The sequence below is a fragment of the Alicyclobacillus acidiphilus NBRC 100859 genome (genome assembly GCF_001544355.1).
Taxonomy (GTDB): Bacteria; Bacillota; Bacilli; order Alicyclobacillales; family Alicyclobacillaceae; genus Alicyclobacillus; species Alicyclobacillus acidiphilus.
The window spans coordinates 23526-45814 of the sequence record NZ_BCQI01000008.1 but is presented as its reverse complement, the minus strand read 5'-3'; the positions used below and the strand labels follow the sequence as shown (position 1 = coordinate 45814).

Annotated in this window: 22 protein-coding genes; 18 read left to right on the top strand and 4 right to left on the bottom strand. The window is 56.9% G+C overall.

Translation table 11 applies throughout. From position 1 onward, the window contains the following. Positions 1-463 precede the first annotated feature (463 nt). From tyrS to AAC01S_RS04810, 8 genes are all read left to right on the top strand, one after another. Positions 464-1702: a tyrosine--tRNA ligase gene (tyrS, locus tag AAC01S_RS04845; RefSeq protein ID WP_067619813.1), complete on the top strand. Its 1239-nt coding sequence runs from the start codon at positions 464-466 to the stop codon at positions 1700-1702. Positions 1703-1783: 81 nt separating this feature from the next. Next, entirely contained in the window at positions 1784-2524 is a 741-nt protein-coding gene (locus AAC01S_RS04840) for a sporulation protein YunB (RefSeq protein WP_245630086.1), read from the top strand. Between the two features lie 130 nt (positions 2525-2654). After that, on the top strand, positions 2655-3428 hold the full coding sequence (locus AAC01S_RS04835) for a LysM peptidoglycan-binding domain-containing protein (protein WP_067619635.1): 774 nt from the start codon (positions 2655-2657) through the stop codon (positions 3426-3428). 5 nt (positions 3429-3433) lie between these two features. Next, complete coding sequence (locus tag AAC01S_RS04830; RefSeq protein WP_067619632.1) at positions 3434-4402, top strand: phosphotransferase; 969 nt, start codon at positions 3434-3436, stop codon at positions 4400-4402. A gap of 93 nt (positions 4403-4495) precedes the next feature. Continuing rightward, entirely contained in the window at positions 4496-5362 is an 867-nt protein-coding gene (locus tag AAC01S_RS04825) for a nitrilase-related carbon-nitrogen hydrolase (RefSeq protein ID WP_245630085.1), read from the top strand. Further along, the gene (locus AAC01S_RS04820) at positions 5355-6206 is read left to right on the top strand and encodes an NAD+ synthase (RefSeq protein ID WP_067619628.1); all 852 of its coding nucleotides are present in this window, start codon (positions 5355-5357) and stop codon (positions 6204-6206) included. Before AAC01S_RS04825 ends, AAC01S_RS04820 begins: the two co-directional genes overlap by 8 nt. Before the next feature lie 56 nt (positions 6207-6262). Beyond that, the gene (locus AAC01S_RS04815) at positions 6263-7003 is read left to right on the top strand and encodes a YebC/PmpR family DNA-binding transcriptional regulator (RefSeq protein WP_067619625.1); all 741 of its coding nucleotides are present in this window, start codon (positions 6263-6265) and stop codon (positions 7001-7003) included. Positions 7004-7122: 119 nt separating this feature from the next. After that, positions 7123-7470, top strand: a complete 348-nt coding sequence (locus tag AAC01S_RS04810; RefSeq protein WP_157071045.1) for a hypothetical protein — start codon at positions 7123-7125, stop codon at positions 7468-7470. A gap of 106 nt (positions 7471-7576) precedes the next feature. Here the strand turns inward: AAC01S_RS04810 and AAC01S_RS04805 are convergent, their stop codons facing one another. From AAC01S_RS04805 to AAC01S_RS04795, 3 genes are all read right to left on the bottom strand, one after another. Beyond that, entirely contained in the window at positions 7577-8785 is a 1209-nt protein-coding gene (locus AAC01S_RS04805; protein ID WP_067619619.1) for a sugar ABC transporter permease, read from the bottom strand. Further along, a complete protein-coding gene (locus AAC01S_RS04800) occupies positions 8782-9561 on the bottom strand; it encodes an ATP-binding cassette domain-containing protein (protein ID WP_067619616.1) in 780 nt (259 codons plus the stop codon). Before AAC01S_RS04800 ends, AAC01S_RS04805 begins: the two co-directional genes overlap by 4 nt. Before the next feature lie 80 nt (positions 9562-9641). Beyond that, on the bottom strand, positions 9642-10730 hold the full coding sequence (locus AAC01S_RS04795) for a sugar ABC transporter substrate-binding protein (protein ID WP_067619613.1): 1089 nt from the start codon (positions 10728-10730) through the stop codon (positions 9642-9644). Positions 10731-11260: 530 nt separating this feature from the next. Here AAC01S_RS04795 and ruvC point away from each other — a divergent pair. The 8 genes from ruvC to yajC all read left to right on the top strand — a co-directional run bounded on the left by ruvC (position 11261) and on the right by yajC (position 18649). Continuing rightward, positions 11261-11803 carry a crossover junction endodeoxyribonuclease RuvC gene (gene ruvC / locus AAC01S_RS04790; RefSeq protein WP_067619610.1) on the top strand — a complete coding sequence of 181 codons (543 nt, stop codon included), beginning with the start codon at positions 11261-11263 and terminating at the stop codon, positions 11801-11803. Beyond that, on the top strand, positions 11800-12423 hold the full coding sequence (gene ruvA, locus AAC01S_RS04785) for a Holliday junction branch migration protein RuvA (protein WP_067619608.1): 624 nt from the start codon (positions 11800-11802) through the stop codon (positions 12421-12423). Before ruvC ends, ruvA begins: the two co-directional genes overlap by 4 nt. 104 nt (positions 12424-12527) lie before the next feature. Next, positions 12528-13529, top strand: coding sequence for a Holliday junction branch migration DNA helicase RuvB (gene ruvB, locus AAC01S_RS04780; RefSeq protein ID WP_067619605.1), 1002 nt, complete (start codon positions 12528-12530; stop codon positions 13527-13529). A 117-nt stretch (positions 13530-13646) separates the two neighbouring features. Further along, positions 13647-14420, top strand: a complete 774-nt coding sequence (gene sigI / locus AAC01S_RS04775) for an RNA polymerase sigma factor SigI (protein WP_067619602.1) — start codon at positions 13647-13649, stop codon at positions 14418-14420. Next, positions 14417-15325: an anti-sigma factor domain-containing protein gene (locus AAC01S_RS04770; protein WP_067619599.1), complete on the top strand. Its 909-nt coding sequence runs from the start codon at positions 14417-14419 to the stop codon at positions 15323-15325. Before sigI ends, AAC01S_RS04770 begins: the two co-directional genes overlap by 4 nt. 690 nt (positions 15326-16015) lie before the next feature. Further along, entirely contained in the window at positions 16016-17083 is a 1068-nt protein-coding gene (gene queA / locus AAC01S_RS04765; protein ID WP_067619595.1) for a tRNA preQ1(34) S-adenosylmethionine ribosyltransferase-isomerase QueA, read from the top strand. Then, on the top strand, positions 17061-18206 hold the full coding sequence (gene tgt, locus AAC01S_RS04760) for a tRNA guanosine(34) transglycosylase Tgt (RefSeq protein WP_174520823.1): 1146 nt from the start codon (positions 17061-17063) through the stop codon (positions 18204-18206). Before queA ends, tgt begins: the two co-directional genes overlap by 23 nt. Further along, entirely contained in the window at positions 18203-18649 is a 447-nt protein-coding gene (yajC, locus tag AAC01S_RS04755) for a preprotein translocase subunit YajC (RefSeq protein WP_067619591.1), read from the top strand. Before tgt ends, yajC begins: the two co-directional genes overlap by 4 nt. A gap of 157 nt (positions 18650-18806) precedes the next feature. On the opposite strand, the gene AAC01S_RS04750 is transcribed toward yajC, so the two are convergent. Continuing rightward, a complete protein-coding gene (locus tag AAC01S_RS04750) occupies positions 18807-19199 on the bottom strand; it encodes a TIGR04086 family membrane protein (RefSeq protein WP_067619588.1) in 393 nt (130 codons plus the stop codon). Positions 19200-19361: 162 nt separating this feature from the next. Between AAC01S_RS04750 and AAC01S_RS04745 the strand changes: the two genes are divergently transcribed. Further along, complete coding sequence (locus tag AAC01S_RS04745; RefSeq protein WP_067619585.1) at positions 19362-21509, top strand: sensor domain-containing diguanylate cyclase; 2148 nt, start codon at positions 19362-19364, stop codon at positions 21507-21509. A gap of 75 nt (positions 21510-21584) precedes the next feature. Next, positions 21585-22280: a DUF421 domain-containing protein gene (locus AAC01S_RS04740; protein ID WP_245630084.1), complete on the top strand. Its 696-nt coding sequence runs from the start codon at positions 21585-21587 to the stop codon at positions 22278-22280. Positions 22281-22289 lie beyond the last annotated feature (9 nt).

The window sequence follows — 22289 nt, the reverse complement described above, 5'->3', positions numbered from 1 at the left end:
CACAAAAAGGACGGAAGCCAAGCGCTGTTTGTTACATTGACACGCCCAATGTCCTGAAGTTATATTGAGACAAATTGCATCCATCGATGCTCGTTGAAGCGGTTTTCGTAGGAACGGGAAACGAGTGAAGAGAGCCGGCGGTTGGTGCGAGCCGGTCCGTCCTGTCTCTGAAATTACACCCGTGGAGAGCGTTCGCCTGCGAGGCGAATCGGTCTAGTCCGTTACACTAGCGAAGTGGTCGCTCAAATCGCGAAGGTGGAACCATTGCGCGGTTTGACAGGCAATCAGGGTGGTACCGCGAGTGGCATCTCGTCCCGGAGTTTGGACGGGATTTTTTTGCGTCTTGGACGTGTGTAACGATTCCAGTGGGATCGCCGGCACCTCGGCCACAAGATGCTTCGAATGGCTTCTGATGTGACTTCTGATGAAAAAATGAAACAGAGATGTGGAGAGGATGATTGGCATGGAAGAATTGCAGTTGACACCTGAACAGGAAGCCGAAGTCGCTCGCCAACTGGACGTCATTCGCCGAGGCGTCGCAGAAATTGTGCCGGAGTCGGAGTTGGTGGAGAAGCTCCGTCATTCCGTCGCGACAGGCACGCCGCTTCGCGTGAAGCTCGGGATGGATCCGACTGCCGCAGACATTCACCTGGGTCACACCGTGGTCTTGCACAAAGTTCGGCAGCTTCAGGACTTGGGCCATCGGGCGCACCTCGTGATCGGAAATTTCACCGGTCGAATCGGCGATCCGACGGACAAGTCAGAGACACGCAAGCAACTCAGTGAAGATGAGGTGCAGCGCAACGCCCAAACCTATGTGACACAGGTGTACAAGATCTTGGATCCAAACAAGACCGATATCGTGTACAATGCCGACTGGCTCGGCCCGCTCAACTTTGCCGATGTGATCCGACTGGCGTCGACCTTGACCGTGGCCCGCATGTTGGAGCGCGAGGATTTTACGAAGCGGTTCCGGGAAAACCGACCCATCCACATTCACGAGTTTTTCTATCCTTTAATGCAAGCGTACGACTCTGTCCACCTTCACACGGATATCGAGCTCGGCGGTACGGATCAGAAGTTCAACCTGCTCATGGGCAGGACGCTGCAGAAGGAATTCGGAATGCCCATGCAAATTGCCATCATGATGCCGCTGTTGGAAGGACTCGATGGGGTTCACAAGATGTCCAAGAGCCTTGGCAACTACATCGGCGTCGACGAGTCGCCCAACGATATGTTCGGCAAAATGATGTCGATCCCGGACGATCTCATGTTCAAATACTACGAGCTGTTGTCGTTCCGGCGCACCGACGAGATCGAGGCGATGCGGTCGGCCGTTGCCAGCGGTCAAACCAATCCCCGGGACGTCAAGATGGCCTTGGCTGAAGAACTTGTCAATCGCTTTCTCGGACCGCAGGCCGTCAAAGACGCGGTCGCGCATTGGCACCAAGTGTTTCAATCTGGAGCCATCCCTGAAGATATCGAGGAAGTCCAGGTGCCTGCCGAACCGGTTTGGATCGTCAAGCTGCTTGTCGACTGCGGACTGGCCGCGAGCAACAGCGAAGCGCGCCGTTCGATTGGGGAAGGCGCAGTGAGGATCAACGGGGAGAAAGTGAAGGATGTCGATTTGAATTTCACGCCGGCCGACGGCGATGTGCTGCAACGCGGCAAGCGTCAGTTCAAACGTCTGCGGCTGCAATAGCGGCTGGCGGACCAGGTTGTCCTGCCGATTGGACATGACGGCGCCCCTCTGTGCGTACAGTGTGAACAGGGGGGAGCTATCATGGCACGCCGATTTGTGTCCAGACCAACGAGATCGATCCGATCCGCCCGCAGTGCCGGCCCGAGGCGGCGCCGACGCAATTGGATCGCGGTCGTGCTGATGTTTTTGGGTGTCGTCACCGGCATTCTCTTCTACATCGACTATCGGCTGCGCCCCATGGTGATTGCCACGTCGTCGACACTCGCCAAACGCATTGGATCGGAGGCCTTGGCGGAGGCGTTGACGGACGCGATCTCGCACTATCCCGACGCGCGGTCGCTCGTCGACACAGACCTTAGCCACCCTTCCCCGCGTGACACGCTCAGCGTCACGACTCTCGATATGGTGAAACTGACCGCGTTGCAGGGCATCGCCACGAGCGACGCGCAAAACCGATTGCGCGAACTGTCGACGCAGCGTCTTCGCCTACCCATCTTTCAAATGTTCACCGGATCCCTCTTGTCCGGCTACGCCATGACTGTTCCCGTTCGATTTTCCCTGCTCGGCTCCGTGCATTCGACTCTGGAGACAGATATCAAGTCCGAAGGCGTCAATCAAGTCGTTCACGTGATCTATTTGAATTTAACCGCCAACGTCATGGTCATGACGCCCTTGATCAACGTCCCAACCACCGTGCAGACCCGCGCACCCATCGTCTACCTTGTCATGAGCGGGCCTGTTCCAAACGCGTTTTACGGATCGAACGGGCAGCCAAACGTCACGGTGCCGCCACAGAGTTCCTCGTCGCAGAGCTCCCATTGAACCGTTCATACGTTCCGGCGAATCAGGTGCCGAGGGCCGCTTCATTGGCCGTCTCGGTCTGTGCCACTTCTTAGGCGGGCGCATATACTGTCGCAGTAGTTTGAGTGCCTTAGCCTAGGAGGGTTCCGTTTTGAAGAAATATGTGGTGAAACCTGGTGAGTCGCTCTATCAAATCAGCCGAAAAACCGGGGTCCGACTGCCGTTGTTGTTGGCTGCCAATCCGAACATCACGAACGCGAACGACGTGCTTCCGGGCACGACCATCGTCATACCCGAACTGGGGAAGCCTGCGAAGGGGCCGATCTCGAAATCGCATCCCAAGAAAAAATCGACCAGCGCTGCCAAAACTGCGGCCGCTGGAGCGGCTTTCTACAATCCGTCGACACCTTACTTCGGTTTCGTGTGGCCGCATCAGGTTCAGCCAGGCGAGACGTGGGACTCCATCGCGGAGAAGTACGGCGTCAGTCTCCAACAGTTGCAACATGTCAATCCACACCAATCCAATCCGCTCGCTCCAAATTCGATTGTGTACGTGCCTGCTACGGCCGCTTCGGGCATGCCGCAAGGAGCGGCACCAGGCTACGCGGGCGCGCCCAGTTATGGCGCGGCTCCGGGCGCCGATATGACACAAGGTTACGGACAACCAACGATTCCGCAAGCGCCAGGTGCTATCGTCGAAAATGGGTATGGGCCGCATACGCACAACCCCTATCGCTTGCAGGGCGGGACGTGGTTTGCTGAGGCTGACGACAACGATCCTTATTTGCGCTTCGAGGAACAGGATGGATCGGCACGCGACACGCGTTCCACCCCGAACGCCGCGGAGAGCGGCACGGCAGCGATTCCGCAGCAGGACGATGAAGGATGGTCGGCGCCATTTACCATCGACTTGAGTGAGGACTAACGCGGATGCTGGCTGACGCAACCTTCGTCGAGGCCATTGGGCAGTCGTACGACATTCGCGTCAGGGCGATCGTGCGCAAACGTTCGGTCATCGGTATCATCGCGGATCAGGGTCGTTACATCTGGAAACCGAGTCTCCCCGCCGACAGTGAGGCTCGGTTGCTCGCCCTGCGCAACATGAAGCGCGTGTATGAAACGACCGACGTTCGGTGCGCGCTGCCGCTGCCCGCCCGCGGGGGAACCATGTTGGTGAAGCTGCCGAATGGCGATCGCGGCTATTTGCAGCCGTGGATCGCAGGGCGGCACGTGCAGGTCGATCACGCTGTCGAGCGCTTGGCCGCAATGAGATCGCTCGCCGTCGTGCATGTGGCCGCCCAGCATTGCGGCCATCCCGGCTGGACCCAGTTGCGGCGTGGCACGCTGTTGCAGAAATTGCGGGCGAAAGAGCGTGCTGTGCTGCGGGTGTGGCCGCTTGCGGAAGAGGCGCAGCCGCTGCTTCGTCCCTGGCGATCCCATCTCGTCCGCTGGATGCAGGAGGTCCTGGATGACTACCAGTCCTCGCTGCCAAAGTCGGAAGCGGCATGGTTGGCGCGATCCTCGTTCTGCCACCGAGATCTCGCTCCGCACAATCTGTTGGTCGACGAGCGGGGGAGGATCGGCTGGATCGATTTCGATCACGCCGGATACGACGACATCCTGTCGGATCCCATCCAGTTCATGAGCCACGCGATGTTCCTCGCGAACCTGTCGGAAGACGCGTATTGCGACATGTTGGACACCTATGTGGCATGCGCGAATCTGTCCGCGGATCAGAGGGTGCTCCTGTTCCGGCTCGCCGAGTGGCCGGACATCTTGGTCCGGACCATCCTCGAATGGGTCCGCGGTGGTTGTCAGAAGGCGGGAGAAGCGAAGCTGCTCTACGCGCTCATGTGTGAGCGGCGGAGAAGGCGATATCACCAAACGCTCGCGATGTGACAAGGGGGCTCGAGGCAAGGTCGAGCCCTTTGTTTTCATCCGCCTGAAATGTATACTGATTTGGAGTATTGTACGGTCAATGGAGGAATTGTTTTGTCGACTCATGTCCACAAGGTTGCCATGGCCCAGTTTTCGCCCGTACTCGGCGATGTGGGCGCAAATTTGGACAAGCACCTTTCGTACGTTCGCGAGGCTGTGGAGGCTCGCGCAAAGATACTGGTCTTTCCTGAACTCGGACTTACCGGTTATCAGACGCAGGACCTGACGCTGGAAGTCGCGCGGCCCGTCCATCACCCGGAGATTCAACTGCTGGTCGACGCGAGTCGCGAGATCGATATCCTGTTTTCCTTCGTCGAGGAAGCGGAGGATTACCGATTCTACGTGAGCGCGGTGTACGCTTCCGGCGGATCGATTCTGCACATCCATCGCAAGGCGTATCTGCCGACGTATGGCATGTTTGACGAGCGCCGCTATTTCGCAGCGGGCGACTCGTTCGAGACGTTTCGAACGGCGCTTGGGAAAACGGGTGTCATGATCTGCGAAGACGCGTGGCACCTGTCGTCGCCCTACCTGCTGGCGATGAACGGAGCGACTGTGGTCTTCGTGCCTGCGTCGAGTCCATGGCGCAACGCCATGGCGGCGGAGGATCTAGGTTCGCACGCGTTTTGGCGTCAGTTGCTGCAGACGTACGCGCAGCTCCTGGGGCTGCACGTGGTGTTTGTCAACCGCGTCGGTTACGAAGACGGCGTGCACTTCTACGGCGGAAGCGGAGTGGTGGGGCCGGACGGATCGTGGATCGCGCAGGCGAAGTCGAATGAAGAGACCTTGGTGTTCGCCGAGATCGACGTCCGGGCGACGCGACGGGCTCGCTATACGACGCCTCTTGTCCGGGATGAGCGCATGGATATCGTGAAGCGGCAACTTGACGGGATACTGCGGAGGGGGTCGACACATGCGTGAGTCGGTAGCTGCTGCGCTGCAGGTCAATGAACCGTTGACCACATCCATTCTCGAAGGTTTTCTGCGGGAAGAGGTCCAGAAATCCGGATTCCACAAGGTGTTGTTCGGACTGTCCGGCGGTATTGATTCTGCCCTGTCCGCGTATCTGGCGGCACGGGCGCTCGGACCCAACCACGTGCACGCGGTGTTGATGCCGTATCGAACCAGCAGTCCCGCAAGTCTCGCCGACGCCATGGAAGTGGTGAAGGACTTGGGGATTCCGCACACGGTCGTCGACATCAGCGGATCGGTCGACGCGTATTTCGCTCAGATGGACGACAAGCTGGGCGAGCCGGCAAGCCCGCTGCGGCGAGGCAATCGAATGGCTCGCGAGCGGATGTGCACACTGTATGATTTATCTGCCGCACAGGGCGCGTTGGTGGTGGGGACGAGCAACAAAACCGAGCTGCTGCTCGGCTACGGCACGCAGTTCGGGGACATGGCGAGCGCGCTCAATCCTATCGGAGACCTGTACAAGTGCCAGGTCCGCCAATTGTCGGCATACGTCGGTGTGCCAAAGAGTATTCTCGAGAAGGCGCCAAGCGCGGATCTCTGGGAAGATCAGACGGACGAGAATGAACTCGGGTTCACGTACGACGACGCCGACGAGATCCTCTATCAATGGGTCGATTTGCGTTTGTCTCCCGCCGAGATCGTCGAACGCGGCGCGGATGCAAAGTTGGTCGATCACATTGTCAGGAGGGTCCAACGCAATCAGTACAAGCGCAGGCTGCCAATCATCGCGAAACTGTCCAGTCGGACCATCGGGATCGACTTCCGATATCTGCGCGACTGGGGACTGTAACCGAGACTCGTCCGAGGCGGGCGAGCATATCACGATGTTGCAAAGGGTTGAAACGCATGTCTGGACATTCCAAATGGCACAACATCCAGCGACGTAAAGGTAAACAAGACGCTGTACGCGGACAGTTGTTCACGAAATTATCCAAGGATATCTATCAGGCTGCGCGAGAAGGCGGCGGTAATCCAGACACAAACTTTCGTCTGAAGACGGCGATTGAACGCGCCAGGGCGAATAACCTGCCGGCTGAAAATATCGCGCGCACCATTGCCAAGGCGACGGGGACGCTCGAAGGCGTTACGTATGAGGAATTATTATATGAAGGATTTGGTCCGCACGGGGTCGCGCTTTTGATTGAAATCGTCACAGACAACCGCAACCGCACCGCTGCGGATGTACGTCACATCTTTCGGAAGCGCGGGGGCAGCTTAGGGGAGTCGGGATCGGTCGCCTGGATGTTTCAGAGGCAGGGCCAAATCACGGTGACCAAGGACGGGATCGACGGCGAAGAGCTCATGATGGCGGCCATCGACGCTGGCGCGGAAGACGTGGTGGAGCGCTCGGACGATTATCTGATTGTCACGCAGCCGGATCAATTTGTCGCGGTTCGCCAAGCCATCGAAGATGCCGGGATCGCGTACGAGGAGGCGGAGTTGACGTACGAAGCGGCAACGAAGCTGGAACTCTCCGAAGAGGCGATGGACGAGGTGTACGATCTCGTCGAAGCCTTGGAAGAGTACGACGACGTGCAAACGGTCTACACGAACGTACTTTTCCCGGAAGACGATGAAGACGACTGACCAGGTGGCGTTGATGGTTGAGGCATGGCCGAGACATGGTTGTATAAGTTGAACTTGGCGGCACACACTACCCTTGTACGCTAGTCCGCAGGACCATAGCGAAAAGGGTGAGGAAAGTGATGACGGTACGGTCAGTACGTGCAACCACCATAGCACAGTGTCTCTGGCGGATGGTGTTCGCGTCGCTATGTGTCGCCGTCCCTTGGTTGTCCATTCATGCGACGATCTCGGCGCAGACAATGACGGTTCCGGAAAATAGGAAACCATCGACGAGCGCACTGTTCGTCACGGAGGACAAGAACGGGGATGTGACACTGGAAGAACACCGTATCCGTGACGACGCAGTCGTACTACTGAAGACAGACTATTCTGCGTGGACGCTGAATGTCCCGTTGTCGTATTACTTCATGGAGCCGGTGTACGAGCGGCACGTTGAAACAACCGATGAAACGCGCCTCGGCGTGTAGTCGAATACCGTTGAAGAAACTTCGGCCGCTGCGTCGCGAGACTCCGAGAAATCGGGAACCTTGCGCTGCAGCGGCCGTGTCGTGATGCCTATGGTGACGGCGGAGGTTATTTGCCGATCCGCTGTCTGCGTCTCCTGGTAATCGTGTCAAACGTCACAGCCAACAACAGGATGCTTCCTTCGACGAGGTATTTTGTACTCGAAGGCGCACTGAGCAAGTCCATGCCGTTTTCGATGCTGCCAATGACGAGCGCTCCGGCCAAGGCGTTCCAAATGCTTCCGCGACCGCCAAACAGGCTCGTGCCGCCAATGACTGCGGCTGCGATGGAGTCCATCAACAGATCCCCGCCGCCAGCCTCGGTCGTCGATGAACCTAAGCGAGACGCGCCAATGATGCCGCCAGCCGCGCCAAGGACGCCGCTGAGCGTGAAGATGATGATCTTCATTTTCCGCACATTGACGCCCGCGCGGCGCGATGCTTCGACATTGCCGCCAATGGCGTACAGATGTCGGCCAAACGAAGTGGTTTGCGTCAGAATTGCGAATCCAGCGACGAGGATGAACAAGATGAGCCCAGCCACCGGGATTCCGTTGTACGAGTTGAGCACGTAGACCACGATGCCAATGCCAATCACGACGGCGACGATGCTTCCTATCGTCTTGGAATGACTCGGCAGCGTCAGTCCCATGCGCTTGCGGGCCGCCCGGTTATGCAGGACGCTCCATGCGTACAGCACGACGACGACAGCGCCCAGCACCCAGCCTTCCCAACGCCCCAGGTATGCGGACGCGATTCCCAGCAGCGTGTTGTTGCTGATTGGGATGGTGCCTTCTTGCCCGAGCAGCACGAGAATGAGCCCCTGATAGCCCAATTGCCCGGCCAATGTCACGATGAGAGCGGGAACGCCGATGATGGTGACCCAAAATCCTTGGAATAGTCCCAATGCCGCGCCGACCACCAAGGCTGCGAGAATACACAGGTAAGGATTGACGCCGTTTGCGGAGAGAAGGCCAAGGATAGAACCGCAGACCCCGCTCAACGCTGCGACGGACAAGTCGATTTCAGCAAGTAGCAAGATAAACGTCTCGGCGATGGCGAGTGTGCCAATTTCGGCCATCTGCAAGACGAGGTTCGACAGGTTGCGGCCGCTCAAGAAGTTCGGGTTGATGATCTCGAAAATCACCCAAATCAGGAGTAGCGAAAGGAGAACGGGCAGCAGAGAGAAATCTCCACCAATGACTCGGTTGATGAGTGACGAACTTTTCGGCGCTTTGTTGCCGGTGATAGGTGGTTGTGCTGATACGCCTGTACTCATTGGGAAACGACAGCCTCCTCTGATGCGCCTGTAATCGCTGCGATAACCTGTTCAGGTGTGACTTCGGATCGAATGAATGACGCGACGGATCTGCCGAGGCGAAGGACGATAATTCGATCAGCGATTTTGAACACGTCGCTCAAGTTGTGGGAAATGACCAAGACGGCCTTGCCCGTCGTTTTCAATCTCAGGATGAGGTCCAATACCGCTTTCTGCTGCGCGACGCCGAGCGCCGCGGTGGGTTCGTCCAGCATGACTAACTTCGATCCCCACAAAACCGATCTCGCGACGGCCACGGTTTGCCTCTGACCGCCCGACAAGCTCGCCACCTGCGTCGTCAGCGGCGGCAGGTTAATGCCGAGTTCTTTGAGAACAGGGATAGCCCGCTGTTCCATTTCGTTTTTGTTCATGACTCGAATGAGGCCGGGTATCAAGGTCCGGGTAATTTCCCGACCAAGGTATAAGTTGGAGACGATATCAAGGTTGTCGCACAAGGCCAGATCTTGATAAACCGTTTGAATGCCCAGTTTTTCGGCCATGGATGGAGAGGTCAATTTGACACTTTCGCCTTCGAATACGATCTCGCCTTCGTCTGGCTGTTCAACACCCGCGATCATTTTGATGGTCGTCGACTTCCCCGCGCCGTTGTCGCCAACGAGCGCCACGACTTCTCCTCTGGCAACTTCGAAGGTGACGCCGGCAAGCGCTTGCACTGCGCCAAAACGCTTTGTGATATTGCGCACTTCAAGGACGTTTTCTCCAGATTTTTCTCCCATGACAGAAATCCCCTCGCTTAAAAGAAGAAAGATCGAGGGGCACCCTGTGCGCGTGCCCCTTCTTGCTGTTCAGCGGCAACTTACGACGTTTTACCGGGGTTCTTGATGCGTGCCCAAGTGGTGTAGTGATCTTTGATCACCGTGCTTGCCACGTTGGCTTTGGTTACGACCACGGGCTTCAGCAGAACGGAAGGAACGTTTTCCATACCATTCTGGGTTGTGCCGTTCACCAAGCCTTTCGGTGGCTGCGATCCGGTTGCCAAAGCCACGGCGAGTTCAGCAGCGGCTTCCGCTTCCTTCGGAACGGCCTTGTACACCGTCATCGACTGCGTGCCTTGGTAATAAATCCGATTCAGGCCGGCGTCGGTCGCGTCCTGTCCGGTGACCGGGATGTTTTTGGTGCTGAGGTGTTGCTCGTTCATGGCCTGGATGCACGCGCCAGCCAGGTCGTCATTGGCCGCCAGGATCGCGTCGACTTTGTTGTTCAGTTTCGTGAGCGCCTGTTCCATCTCGCGCTGGCCAGTCGATGGATCCCAGTTTGGCGTGTAGGTTTGGTAGCCCAACTTCAGCTTGCCGCTGTTGAACAGCGGTTGTAGAACTTCGAGCGCGCCCTTTCTGAACAGGACCGCGTTGTTGTCGGTTTGCGCGCCGTTGATCATGACCACCGTGCCGCCCTTTTTCGTGTGGTCGGCAATCCATTTACCTTGCAGCTCGCCTACGAGCTCGTTGTTGAAAGAAACGTAGTAGTCCGGTTTAGAATCTTCGATCAGACGGTCATAGGCGATAACCTTGACGCCTGCTTGTTGTGCCTGTTTCACAATTTGAGCTGCGGCGACGCCGTCAATCGGATCGACGACGAGCACTTTGGCGCCGTTCGAGATTGCGCTTTCCGCTTGCTGCAGCTGGGTGTTGGTGTCGCCTTGCGCGTTTTGGTAATCGACAGTGGCATTCGGGTCGAGCTTCTTGACGTCCGCCGTGAAGTCTGGCTTGTCTTCCGTCTCATACCGCGGAGAAGACGTCGTGTCAGGCAACAGCAAGGCGATGGTGACTTTCGCCGTCGACTTTGCGCTGACTGTCGAAGTCAGGCTGGCGATCCCGGAGGTCAGCATGGTGGCCGCGAGGGCGACTCCGGATAGTGCAGCTCCTTTTTTCTTCCAGTTGATAGCCATTCTTGTGTATCCTCCCTTGTATCGTGCTCAATTTTGGAGTATTGCGAGTTTCTATTTCGCGTCTTTCGTCGCGACAACAAATGGACTGAACCCAGTTGCGCCACGCATACCCCCATCTCCAGCAAGTTTTTCTGATATGGTCCCGCAAGTCGCGAAACTCGTCGACGAGTCGATGCTGCCTTGCGAAACTTGCACGCAGTGGCCTTTCAACGACGATGTTGCAAAAGGCGCACTACGAATGCTGGTGTTCACAAAGTTTATCAACACAACAAAGTGATACTTAAAAATTGAATACATAAACTAAGTTGCGGGTGTGGTTGAATTTAAACAAAGTATTTTTCCATAGTAAGCGGATTCATCGCTTCCGACAGCCACAATATTATCCTAAGTTGCGATTGTGTCAAGATGTGATTTTTATCTTCATTTACGTGATAAACGATCTTTTTCGCGTGGAAGTCCCGCAGCCATCGACAAGAGTAGGAGATTTCGGCTCGATGACGAATCCATAGAGCAGAGGGGAGAATCGCTTTATGCGGGTACTCGGCATTGACCCGGGGCTGGCTCGCCTCGGCTATGGCGTCGTCGATGTACAGGGGAGCCAACTTCGCTGCGTCACGTACGGATGCATCGAGACTGAGCCGGACGTGATGTTGGCGGATCGACTGTTGGAAATCCATCGACGCTTGGAAGATTTGTTTCGACAACACCAGCCAGATGTGATGGCGGTGGAGGAATTGTTTTTTCATCGCAACACGACGACGGCGTTTACGGTCAGCCAGGCTAGAGGCGTCGTCTTGCTCACAGCGGCGCAATGCGGCACGCCTATCGCCGAATATACGCCGATGCAAGTCAAACAATCGATCACAGGCTATGGCCGCGCGGATAAGCTGCAAGTGCAGCAAATGGTGAAGATTTTGCTGGGACTTCCCGCGTTGCCGAAACCGGATGATGCCGCGGACGCGCTGGCAGTGGCCATTTCGCATGGTCACGCGGCGCCGCTGGAGAAGTACGGGGTGTCGACGGTCGCAGAACGGCGAACAGGGTGGAACTGGGAGAGAGGTGCGAGGCGATGATCGTCTTCCTTCGAGGGCGTTTGGCTGCCCGCGGCCCAGGTTATATCGATCTCGACGTCCACGGCGTCGGCTACCGCGTCTATGTGACGGATGAAACGTCGGCAGCGATAGCCCATGATGGCGAAAGTACCGTGTACACGTATCAGCACGTGCGGGAAGACGGCGTTTTTTTGTACGGATTTTTGCGGCCTGAGGAGCGGGCCGTGTTCGAGAAGTTGCTGCTCGTTTCCGGCGTGGGACCGCGTCTTGCGCTCGGGATCCTTGGCGCGATTTCGGCGGAGGCTGTCGTGACCGCCATTCAAACGGAGGACGCGAATCTGCTGTGCACCCTTCCTGGCGTGGGAAAGAAGACAGCACAACGGATGATTCTCGACTTGAAGGATAAACTCGGCGATTTGCCGCTTGACTGGAATGGTATCGTCCGCGGCGCGTCCGCGCACCCGCAGGGACCTGCGGACATGCAGGACGATGTGATCACGGCGCTTGTCGCGCTCGGCTATCGGATGCGCGAGGCGGAACAAGCTGTTTCGGCGGTCTTTTCGGAGAACAGCGACCTCACTGTCGAAGCGGCTGTAAAAGCGGCTTTGGCTTGGCTGTACGTCCACCAGCAAGACGCTTGATGGACAGCTGGCGATGGCCGCTGTTGAGATACAGTGGATGGTTTGCATGAAGGTTTGGATGTTGGTTTGGACACAAGCAATGGGTTTGTGTATGGAGGCAAGCTATGGATGATCGGATTGTTTCTGCCGAATGGAGTCGCGAAGATACAGCGCTTGACTCCATTCGTCCGCGCTTTCTGGACGATTATATCGGGCAGCGCGCGGTCAAAGAAAATTTAAAGATATTTATCCAGGCGGCGCGTGAACGCGGAGAATCGCTGGATCACGTCTTGCTCTACGGCCCCCCAGGACTCGGCAAGACTTCGCTCGCCATGATCATCGCGAATGAACTCGGTGTTCACATCCGTGTGACGTCCGGCCCTGCCATCGAGCGCGCGGGCGACTTGGCCGCTCTGTTGACCAATCTTCAGCCTGGCGATGTGCTGTTCATCGACGAGATTCATCGACTGTCGAGATCGGTCGAGGAAGTGCTTTATCCCGCCATGGAGGATCACGCGATCGACATCATGATTGGCAAGGGGCCGTCGGCGAGATCGGTGCGCCTGGATCTGCCGCCGTTCACGCTCGTTGGCGCGACCACGCGGGCAGGGTTGCTGTCGGCTCCGCTGCGGGATCGATTCGGCGTTATTTTGCATCTTGATTACTATCCTGTGGACGAGTTGTCGGAGATCGTTCGCCGGAGCGCGGAGATTTTGCAAATCGCGCTCACGCCGGACGCTCAATTTGAGATTGCGCGGCGCGCGCGCGGCACGCCACGCATCGCCAATCGCCTTCTGAAGCGGGTTCGGGATATTGCGCAGGTAGCTGGATATGGCATGATAGATGAGAGAGCGGCCGCAGAGGCGTTGGGGCGTCTCAACGTCGACGAGTTAGGTTTGGACGCGGTGGACGAACGTATCTTGCTGGCGGCCATCGACAAATTTGCCGGGGGACCGGTCGGCCTGGAGACGCTGGCTGCGGCCATCGGTGAGGAATCCACCACCATCGAAGACGTCTACGAGCCCTATCTGTTGCAGATGGGACTGTTGCAGAGGACGCCGCGAGGGCGAGTGGCAACTCCAACAGCGTATCGACATTTTGGTAGAAAAATGCCATCATCGGAATAGGATAGGAATAGGATAGTAGAGATGATTGATTTTGAACGGAGAACCACCGCCATTTCGGACCGATGTACCCCCGAAAAGCGAGCGGATTGAACGAATGGATGAGGGAGAGGTGGAAGCGTGGGCGTTTTGCCGTTTCGGGCTCGTCGCGAAGATGATCGAAACGAATTGGCCCGTTTGCTCCACAGTGCGAGATCGGGTGATCCGGAGGCGCGAAATGATCTCATTTCGGCCTACATTCCGTTTATTCTGCGCATTGCCTCGCAAACGACACGCAGATATATCGATCCCGGTGTTGACGACGAATACAGCATTTCGCTCTCTGCTTTCAACGAGGCGATCGATCGTTACCAGGAAGACAAGGCAGCATCGTTCCTGACATTTGCGGAAACGGTGATCCGACGGCGCCTGATCGACTTTTTCCGATCACAGCGCCAGCACAAAGGCAAGCAGCTTCCGTGGAGCGAGTTCGATGTTGTCGACGACGATGACAACCACACGTCCAACTGGGTAGAGGTCAGCACTTCTCTGGAGATTCACCAGCAGCAAGAAGAAGCGTCGATGCGGGCGTTGGAGATTCAGGAGTATTCGAATTGTCTTGCCAAATACGACATGACGTTTGCGGAACTCGTTGAAATTTCCCCAAAGCACGAAGATGCCCGTCGAAACGCGTTCGAGTGCGCCAAGGTGATTCGCGAAGACCCATCTCTGCTGGAATATGTCGAACGCCGACGCGCTCTGCCCTTAAAGGCGTTGGAAGAACGCGTTCACGTGTCCAGAAAGACGTTGGAACGACAGCGTAAATATATATTAGCCATTTTGGTGCTGATGACAGGTGATTTTCCCTTGCTGAAGTCGTTTTTGATGAATGGGGAAGGGGCGGTTCAACGATGACTCGACGCGCAGATGAAACAGCTATCGTCATGTCCATCGAAGGCCACGAGGCAATTGTGATGACGCAATCTGGCCTGTTTGAGCGTATTCGCGTCCCAAGCGGTGTTTCCATTGGAGACACGGTTCCTTGGAAGTCGTTTCAGGATGATCGCTTTTTTAGACCAGTGAAAATTCGTCGACGGGCCCTGCAACGACTTTCGTCTCGTTGGGGCCTGATTGGAGCCGCGGCTGTGGTCGTGGTCGGTGCCCTGATTGCCACCTCCGTGGCGACTAACTCGAGCAAAAATGTCTACGCATACGTGTCGTTGGACGCCAACGGGCAAATCGCGTTCGATGTCAATCAACACATGCGTGTAGTCGACGTCCACGGGTTGAACCAAGTGGGCAAGCAGACCGTCTCCAATCTCCAACTCCAAGGAGCCTCGCTGCAGTCCGCAGTGGACGACGTGGTATCGAAGCTTGCGACGAACAAACTGCTGCCAAGCCACGACACCATCGTCGTAACGGCCGCTTCGGCGACCGACAACTCGAGTGCGCACACCGTGGAGACCACCGCAGTGACGGCGGTTCACCAAGCTCTACAAGGTTCCGCGCAGCCGGACTCCATCGACGACAGTGTGTACAGCATGGATGTGCCCCGTCAGGTGTGGATGAAAGCTGAAGATGAGCATGTATCGCCGGGGCAATACGCGACCTTCCTGTTGGCTCAGCAAGTGGGCGTTCCTGTCAAACTCGCCGACTTAAACTCGTCCAATCTGCAGACGGTCTTGGCAGAAGCGCACGATTTGCATACGGCCCTGACCGGTCTCAATACCGGCAACTACGATCAAGTCGCTTCCATCGTCGAAGGCGCGATTGGCGCGGCATCTTCCCAAACGGGCCCGGCGGCGGCCAACCAGTCGTAAGGGCGGGAGCGCCTGGCGGAGGGGGATGGCTAGCGGGGGATGGCTCTGGGGCAAATAAGCCACCCCTGGCGGCTTAAACGTGTCGAATCGTATGATATGTCGCAAATAAGCGGCCGTGGGCGGCTTAAGCGGCTCGAAACGCGCGTGATCGGTGCGATGTCGAGCCGATAAGCCGCTTTTGGCCGCTTAAATTTGTGCATTCGACGGGTTTCCTGCAAATAAGCGTCTGTGGACAGCTTAATTGGCACCAGGGTGGCCCGAAGCCTGCGCGATCGGCCCGGCATAGTCGAGAAGGCTGGCTGGTGGTTGGCTGGCCAGCCGGGGGCGGGGATGGCTCTGGGGCAAATAAGCCGCCCCTGGCCGCTTAAACGTGTCGAATCGTATGATATGTCGCAAATAAGCGGCCGTGGGCGGCTTAAGCGGCTCGAAACGCGCGTGATCGGTGCGATATCGAGCCGATAAGCCGCTTTCGGCCGCTTAAATTTGTGCATTCGACGGGTTTCCTGCAAATAAGCGTCTGTGGACAACTTATTTGGCACCAGGGTGGCCCGAAGCCTGCGCGATCCCGCTGCCTCACCCGCTCACCCACTCGCCCCGCCATCCCACGCGTGCTCCCTTTTGTATTCGCCCGAGGACTCAGTATAATGATAAGGTTGTCTGTATGATCGAGTCGAAAGGATGGATGTTCGGATGCGGCTCGAAGAGTTCGATTATGACCTGCCGGAGCGACTCATTGCGCAGGTCCCATTGGATGTTCGGGATCAATCCCGATTGCTCGTGGTCGATCCCGTCGAACAATCGCTGCACCATCGAGTGTTTGCCGATATTGTCGATTATCTGGAACCGCAGGATGTGCTTGTTCTGAACGATTCTCGCGTGCTGCCGGCGCGGTTGTTTGCGACCAAGGTGGATACCGGGGCGAGGGCGGAAATTCTTCTGTTGCGGCCTTCCGGGGACGATCCTCAGGTGTGGCAGGCATTGACCCGCCCGGCGAAGCGTCTTCGCCGCGGTACGCGCCTGCGCATCGGAGAAGAGCGAGACGGCGTGGAAATTGAAATCGTCGACACGCATGAAGAGGGGGTTCGATCCGTTCGATTTTTGACGGAGGAGCCTGTCGAACAAGTTGCTGACAGGCTGGGGCAAATGCCGTTGCCGCCGTACATCCACGAGGACCTGCAGGAGAAGGAGCGGTACCAGACGGTGTACGCGAAGACGACCGGATCGGTTGCGGCTCCAACTGCGGGGCTGCATTTCACCACAGCTTTGCTGGATCGCATTCGGGACAAGGGTGTACAGATTTGCCACGTGACCTTGCACGTTGGTTTGGGGACGTTTCGGACTGTCCAGGTTGAACATGTCGAGTCCCATCGGATGCACAGCGAATGGTACGAGGTTGACGAACGGACGGCGGAAATCGTCAATGAAGCGCGTGAGCGCGGCAGCCGAGTTGTGGCTGTGGGCACGACAGCGCTCCGAACGTTGGAAAGCGCGGGTGCCAGTGGGCGTTTGTTGGCGCAGCGCGGGGAGACGGACATCTTTATTTATCCGGGGTATCAGTTCCGGATTGCGGATGCGTTGATCACCAACTTTCATCTGCCGAAATCGACGTTGTTCATGCTGGTGTGCGCTTGGTTGGGCACCGATTTTGCAAAAGAGGTATATCGGCAGGCGGTCGAGGCCGAATATCGGTTCTTCAGCTTTGGGGACGCCATGTTCATTGCAAGGAGGGCACATCTTGACGCACCCGGTGACGTATGAATTGTTGAAAACCTGTTCGCGGTCCAAGGCTCGCCGTGGACGGGTCCACACGCCGCATGGAACCATCGAAACGCCCGTTTTTATGCCTGTCGGAACGCAGGCATCGGTGAAGACGATGGCACCATGGGAATTGGAGGAGCTAGGCGCGGGCATCATTTTGTCCAATACATATCACCTGCATCTCCGACCAGGCGAAGAGATTGTCCAACAGGCCGGGGGGCTGCATGGGTTCATGCAGTGGAGCGGCGCTGTCCTGACGGACAGCGGCGGCTTTCAGGTGTTCAGTCTCGCAAGTTTGCGTAAGATTACCGACGAAGGGGTCGCCTTTCGTTCGCACATCGACGGGAGTCCGCGCTTCTTTTCTCCTGAGACCGTCATGGGGATCGAGAACGCCTTGGGCGCCGACATCATCATGCAGCTCGACGAGTGTCCACCGTATCCGGCGAGCAGGGAGTATTTGCGGACGTCGCTGGATCGAACGCTCGCGTGGGCTGTTCGCTGCAAAGAGGCGCACCGTCGCAAGCATGATCAGGCCTTGTTCGGCATCGTCCAAGGCGGTGAACACCTGGATCTGCGACGAGAGGCCGCGGAACGCTTGGTTGAACTGGATTTGCCGGGTTACGCGATTGGCGGCCTGAGCGTTGGCGAGCCGAAAGGGTTGATGTACGACATTCTCGAATATACGACGCCGTGGCTGCCTGCGGACAAACCTCGCTATTTGATGGGGGTAGGCAGTCCGGATGACCTGTTCGAGGGCGTTGAGCGCGGTATCGACATGTTCGATTGCGTACTGCCGACCCGGATCGCCAGAAACGGCACCGTCTTCACCAAGCGCGGCAAGCTGGTCCTCAAGCACGCGCGATATCGCGACGACTTTGGACCGATGGATGAACATTGCTCTTGCCGCGTCTGCAGGACGTTCTCACGGGCTTACATCCGGCATCTGCTCAAAGCGGATGAAATCCTTGGCCTGCGGTTGACGACCTACCACAACGTGCACTTTCTGCTGCGCCTGATGGAGGACATCCGCAAAGCGATTGAGGACGATAGGTTTTTGGAAGTCAAGCGAGAATTTTATGAATCGTATGGTTATACTGGACAGCGAGAGGACGTGAGAGATTGAAGGGTGGAAGCAGCTTATTATTCCTTGTCATCGTGATTGTCGTGTTTTATTTTCTGATGATTGTCCCGCAAAGGCGTCAACAGAAAAAACGGCAAGACATGATGAAGCAGCTTGAACCAGGTGTGCGCGTGATGACCGCATCCGGTCTGTATGCAGAGATCGTGGAGACCCACGGTGACGTCGTCGTAGCGCGCATCGCCGAGGATGTCGAGGTAGAGATGGACGCGCGGGCGATCGTTCGCGTCGTTGAAAGTCCCGAGGAAGACGAATCGGACGACGAACCGACGGAAAACGAAGATGGGCATCCGCTTGGCGCTCCAGACGAGTATGAAGATGACTCGGAAGACGACGAGGCAGAGAATGGTGAAGAAGACGAGGAAGACGAAGAGTCCAGTGAAGCGTCTCGTCAGTTCGACGAACAATTGAAGCGCCATAGTGAATAAGTTCGCTGATTGCGCATGACGGCGACGGAGGATACGGCCGAGTTGCGCAAGGAACTGGACGCAACCTGGACGTAACATTGAAAAAACGGCAATGCCAGCGGTTGTTCATGCCGTGCGGCGTTGCCGTTTCGCGTTCATTTGCGTTCAATGGGCTCTTTCAGCGTGTGGACGTGCCAATCATTCCGCCGAACGCGCCGATCACGGCCATGAGCAGGACGCGAAAGAGGCCGCTCGCATCCATCGTGAACGTATTGTAGACGAACAATCCGATAGAGATCATGAATAGCGCGTACAGCAGCCCCGTCAGACCGCCGTGGAACCAACCACGCGACTCCACCTGCCGCGCGGCGGCGATACCCCCGAAAAGCACCGCGAAACAGTGCGTGATATAAGCCGCTACAGTCACGCCGCCTGCCTGAAGGCCACCGTATTGGGCGAGCAGGAACACAATCAGAGTCCCAATCAGGGCGATGAACAGTCCCCACAGACAGCCATATACCACCGGGATCGAACGCAGCGTGATGGAACGGTTGGAAGAATTTTGAGGCATCCTATTCACCTCTTGTACAAGTTTTGCTAATCTTTATTCAATGATTCAGATGAATATGAACTTGTGATACGATTGAGGAACTAAGTGGTCGGAAAATGTTAGCAACCAGCGAGGCGGTGTCGATCCCGCGGCTGGATTCGATACGTAAGGCGGGTGGGCTAGGTGGAACAAAGCGTGCTGCGCAGACAGACGACGTATAGCCTGTCCGTGGGCTTTTTGGGATTGTTGCTGGCTCTGTGGGAGATTCCACAATTGCTTCACTCCAATTTGCTGGTTTTCGCCGGACTGGCCGTGCTGGCGATTGGGTTGGAGTGCCTGCCCATATCGCTGCGGCAAAATTTGTCGTCCGTCGTTCCCGTGATTCCCCTCAGCGCCATCGCGGTCTATGGATCGGCGCAATCCGTGTGGGTGGTCGTCGTCGCCGCGCTCGTATCGCCATTGGTCCTGCGCGACTGGAATTGGATTACCGCTGTTTTCAACGCCGGGCAATACGCGCTCAGCGCAGGAATGATGAGTTTCGTTTTCCGGGAGATGCACCAAACGTCGTCGGACAAGATGCAAGGTCCTCTCTTGCTGGATCTCGCAATGGCCGCGGTGGTGTTTCTCATATTCAATCACTTGTTTATTCACATCCTGAAAATACTCGGCAATCAATGGATGGTTTCGATGGCGTTGTCGGCCTTGGCAGTCGATGCGGCAAATCTCACCCTTTGCCTGCCGTTCGCGTTTCTGGTCGTCGCGGTGAGCCCGGTCGACGCTTGGCTGGGGCCTGTGGTGCTGATCCCTATCGTAGTGCTGGCGTATATGCTGCGAAGCCACCGGCGGACCCGCGAATTGCAACTGATTCATCAGGCGACCATCCAGTTGACCAGCGAATTTGATGTTCAAACCATTGCCGATGCGTCTGCCAGCATCACGAAAGAGATGACATTGGCCGACGTGGTTGTGATCTTCCTGCTGGACAGAGACGGACACACGCTCATCCCGAAGTCGGTGTTTCCCACTGAATACGCCGGCCTGGTCCCAAAGGAAGGGCTTGTCGACACCGATGGCGGTGTGATCTGGAGCACGATTTACGAGAAGCGGATCGTCAGCGTTCCGGACGTGCGCAAGGATGAGCGCGTCCGTGTGCTGGACGGACAGCCCTCGTTTCTGAGCATGGCCATCTTCCCGATGCACACCCACTCCTCGGTAACGGGGGCAATCGTTTGTTACGCAAAACATCCGAGAGCCTTTTCCTACGTCAACGATTATATGATGGTGCTTGCGAACCAAGTGTCTGTACTCTTTGACAACGCGAGGCTCTACGCGGAGTTGGAGGAACGGACGCGGCGCGACGCGGCCACAGGCTTGTTCAACTACCGATTCTTTTACGAGGAATTGGCGCGGTCGGTGGATCGATCCAAGCGGGAACATGTCCCTGTTTCCGTCGTGATCGTGGATGTGGACTTTTTCAAGAAATTTAACGATACGTATGGACACTTGGCAGGCGACGCGGTGCTGCGCGAAGTGGGCCGGCTGTTGCAGCGGCATTGCCAGGACATCGGCGTCGCCGCGCGTTACGGCGGGGAAGAGTTCGCACTGCTGCTCGACATCGAGCCGACCGAAGCATACCAAGTGGCTGAAACGATACGCCAAGAAGTGATGAAGATGTCGGTCAACTTTCAGGGATATCACCTGCAGGGCATTACGGTCAGTATCGGGATTGCGGGTTGTCCCAAGCACAGCGAGTCTGATCGGGATCTGCTGCTGAAGGCGGACAGCGCGATGTACTGGGGGGCCAAGCAGCGCGGCCGCAACCGGACGGCCATGTATTCTCCAGAGTTCGACGCGCAACTGTTTGTGGACGAGTTGACGGGATTGTATACGCACCACCTGATGAACATTCAAGTGCGCGAAACTATATTGTCCGGGGTTTCAACATGGGGCGTCATTTGTCTCGATATTCAGCAGTTTGGCCAAATCAACAATACCTTTGGTTTTTCTGTGGGTGATGCCGTGCTTCGGCAAACAGGCGCTACGCTTCGTCAATCGTTGCGGCACACGGAACTTGCGTGTCGGTATGGCGGCGACGAACTATTGGTGGTGCTTCCGGACGTCTCGGACAGCGAACTTGAAGCGGTGTACGACAGACTGGTGTCGGCGCTGTCCTTACACCGTTACCATGTTTCCGAAAATGTGGTGTTGTCGCTGCATACGCATTCCACCTATCGCCTGTTCACTGAAATTTCGGATGCGGCCGAACTGTTCAATCACGTCGCGGAGGTCTTCACGACGATGAAACGCGATGTCGAGCGCACGATGGCTTGACAAGCATAGCTGGTCTTTGGCAACGCATGATTTTCCGTTCAAGTAGGTCATACTACCTGCTTGGAGGGGATGGATGTGGCAACTGAAGCGCTTTGGCAGTTTCCAATAAGAGTCCTCGCGTTATACCTGATGGTCATGGTTGCGCTCAGGGTGATGGGGAAGCGCGAGATCGGCCAGTTGTCCGTGTTCGACTTCGTCGTCTCCGTGATGATTGCGGAACTTTCCACCCTCCCGATGGAAAATGCCGATGTCCCTCTCTATCAAGCCGCCATCGCCATCGGATCGCTCGTGTTGTTTCAAATCGTGGTCGCCATTCTGCAGATCAAGAGCCACCGCTTTCGACACCTCGTCGACGGAGAACCGACGATTTTGATTGAACATGGCCAGGTGAAGGATCGCGCAATGCGGCGCATGCGCTACTCGATGCACGATCTGCTGACCCAGCTGCGCGAGAAGGGAATCTCGAATATCGCAGATGTCGAATTCGCTGTTCTCGAAACGTCGGGGCAACTCAGCGTGTTTCCTAAGGCCGAGGCGCGCCCCGTGTCTGCCCGCGACATTTCGCTTCGGGTGACGCCGGAAGTGATTCCGATGCCGCTCGTGATCGATGGACGGGTGGTGCAGAAGACATTGCGCATCTTGCAACGGGATGAAGCATGGCTGCGGGATGAACTGCGGCGCCGCGGCTACACCATCTCGGAGATCTTTTACGCGACCGTGGACGCAAACGGCGCGATTTGGATCGATCCACGCGACGACACGCAATCGTAACGTGCGCAA

Bases quoted from the DNA above. Each gene is read 5' to 3' on its own strand.
- ruvB (WP_067619605.1), top strand. From the start codon at position 12,528: ATGGATGATCGGATTGTTTCTGCCGAATGGAGTCGCGAAGATACAGCG.
- AAC01S_RS04770 (WP_067619599.1), top strand. From the start codon at position 14,417: ATGACTCGACGCGCAGATGAAACAGCTATCGTCATGTCCATCGAAGGC.
- AAC01S_RS04795 (WP_067619613.1), bottom strand. From the start codon at position 10,730: ATGGCTATCAACTGGAAGAAAAAAGGAGCTGCACTATCCGGAGTCGCC.
- AAC01S_RS04800 (WP_067619616.1), bottom strand. From the start codon at position 9,561: ATGGGAGAAAAATCTGGAGAAAACGTCCTTGAAGTGCGCAATATCACA.
- AAC01S_RS04830 (WP_067619632.1), top strand. From the start codon at position 3,434: ATGCTGGCTGACGCAACCTTCGTCGAGGCCATTGGGCAGTCGTACGAC.
- AAC01S_RS04815 (WP_067619625.1), top strand. From the start codon at position 6,263: ATGTCTGGACATTCCAAATGGCACAACATCCAGCGACGTAAAGGTAAA.
- AAC01S_RS04820 (WP_067619628.1), top strand. From the start codon at position 5,355: ATGCGTGAGTCGGTAGCTGCTGCGCTGCAGGTCAATGAACCGTTGACC.
- AAC01S_RS04805 (WP_067619619.1), bottom strand. From the start codon at position 8,785: ATGAGTACAGGCGTATCAGCACAACCACCTATCACCGGCAACAAAGCG.
- AAC01S_RS04840 (WP_245630086.1), top strand. From the start codon at position 1,784: ATGGCACGCCGATTTGTGTCCAGACCAACGAGATCGATCCGATCCGCC.
- ruvC (WP_067619610.1), top strand. From the start codon at position 11,261: ATGCGGGTACTCGGCATTGACCCGGGGCTGGCTCGCCTCGGCTATGGC.
- AAC01S_RS04750 (WP_067619588.1), bottom strand. From the start codon at position 19,199: ATGCCTCAAAATTCTTCCAACCGTTCCATCACGCTGCGTTCGATCCCG.
- ruvA (WP_067619608.1), top strand. From the start codon at position 11,800: ATGATCGTCTTCCTTCGAGGGCGTTTGGCTGCCCGCGGCCCAGGTTAT.
- tyrS (WP_067619813.1), top strand. From the start codon at position 464: ATGGAAGAATTGCAGTTGACACCTGAACAGGAAGCCGAAGTCGCTCGC.
- queA (WP_067619595.1), top strand. From the start codon at position 16,016: ATGCGGCTCGAAGAGTTCGATTATGACCTGCCGGAGCGACTCATTGCG.
- AAC01S_RS04810 (WP_157071045.1), top strand. From the start codon at position 7,123: ATGACGGTACGGTCAGTACGTGCAACCACCATAGCACAGTGTCTCTGG.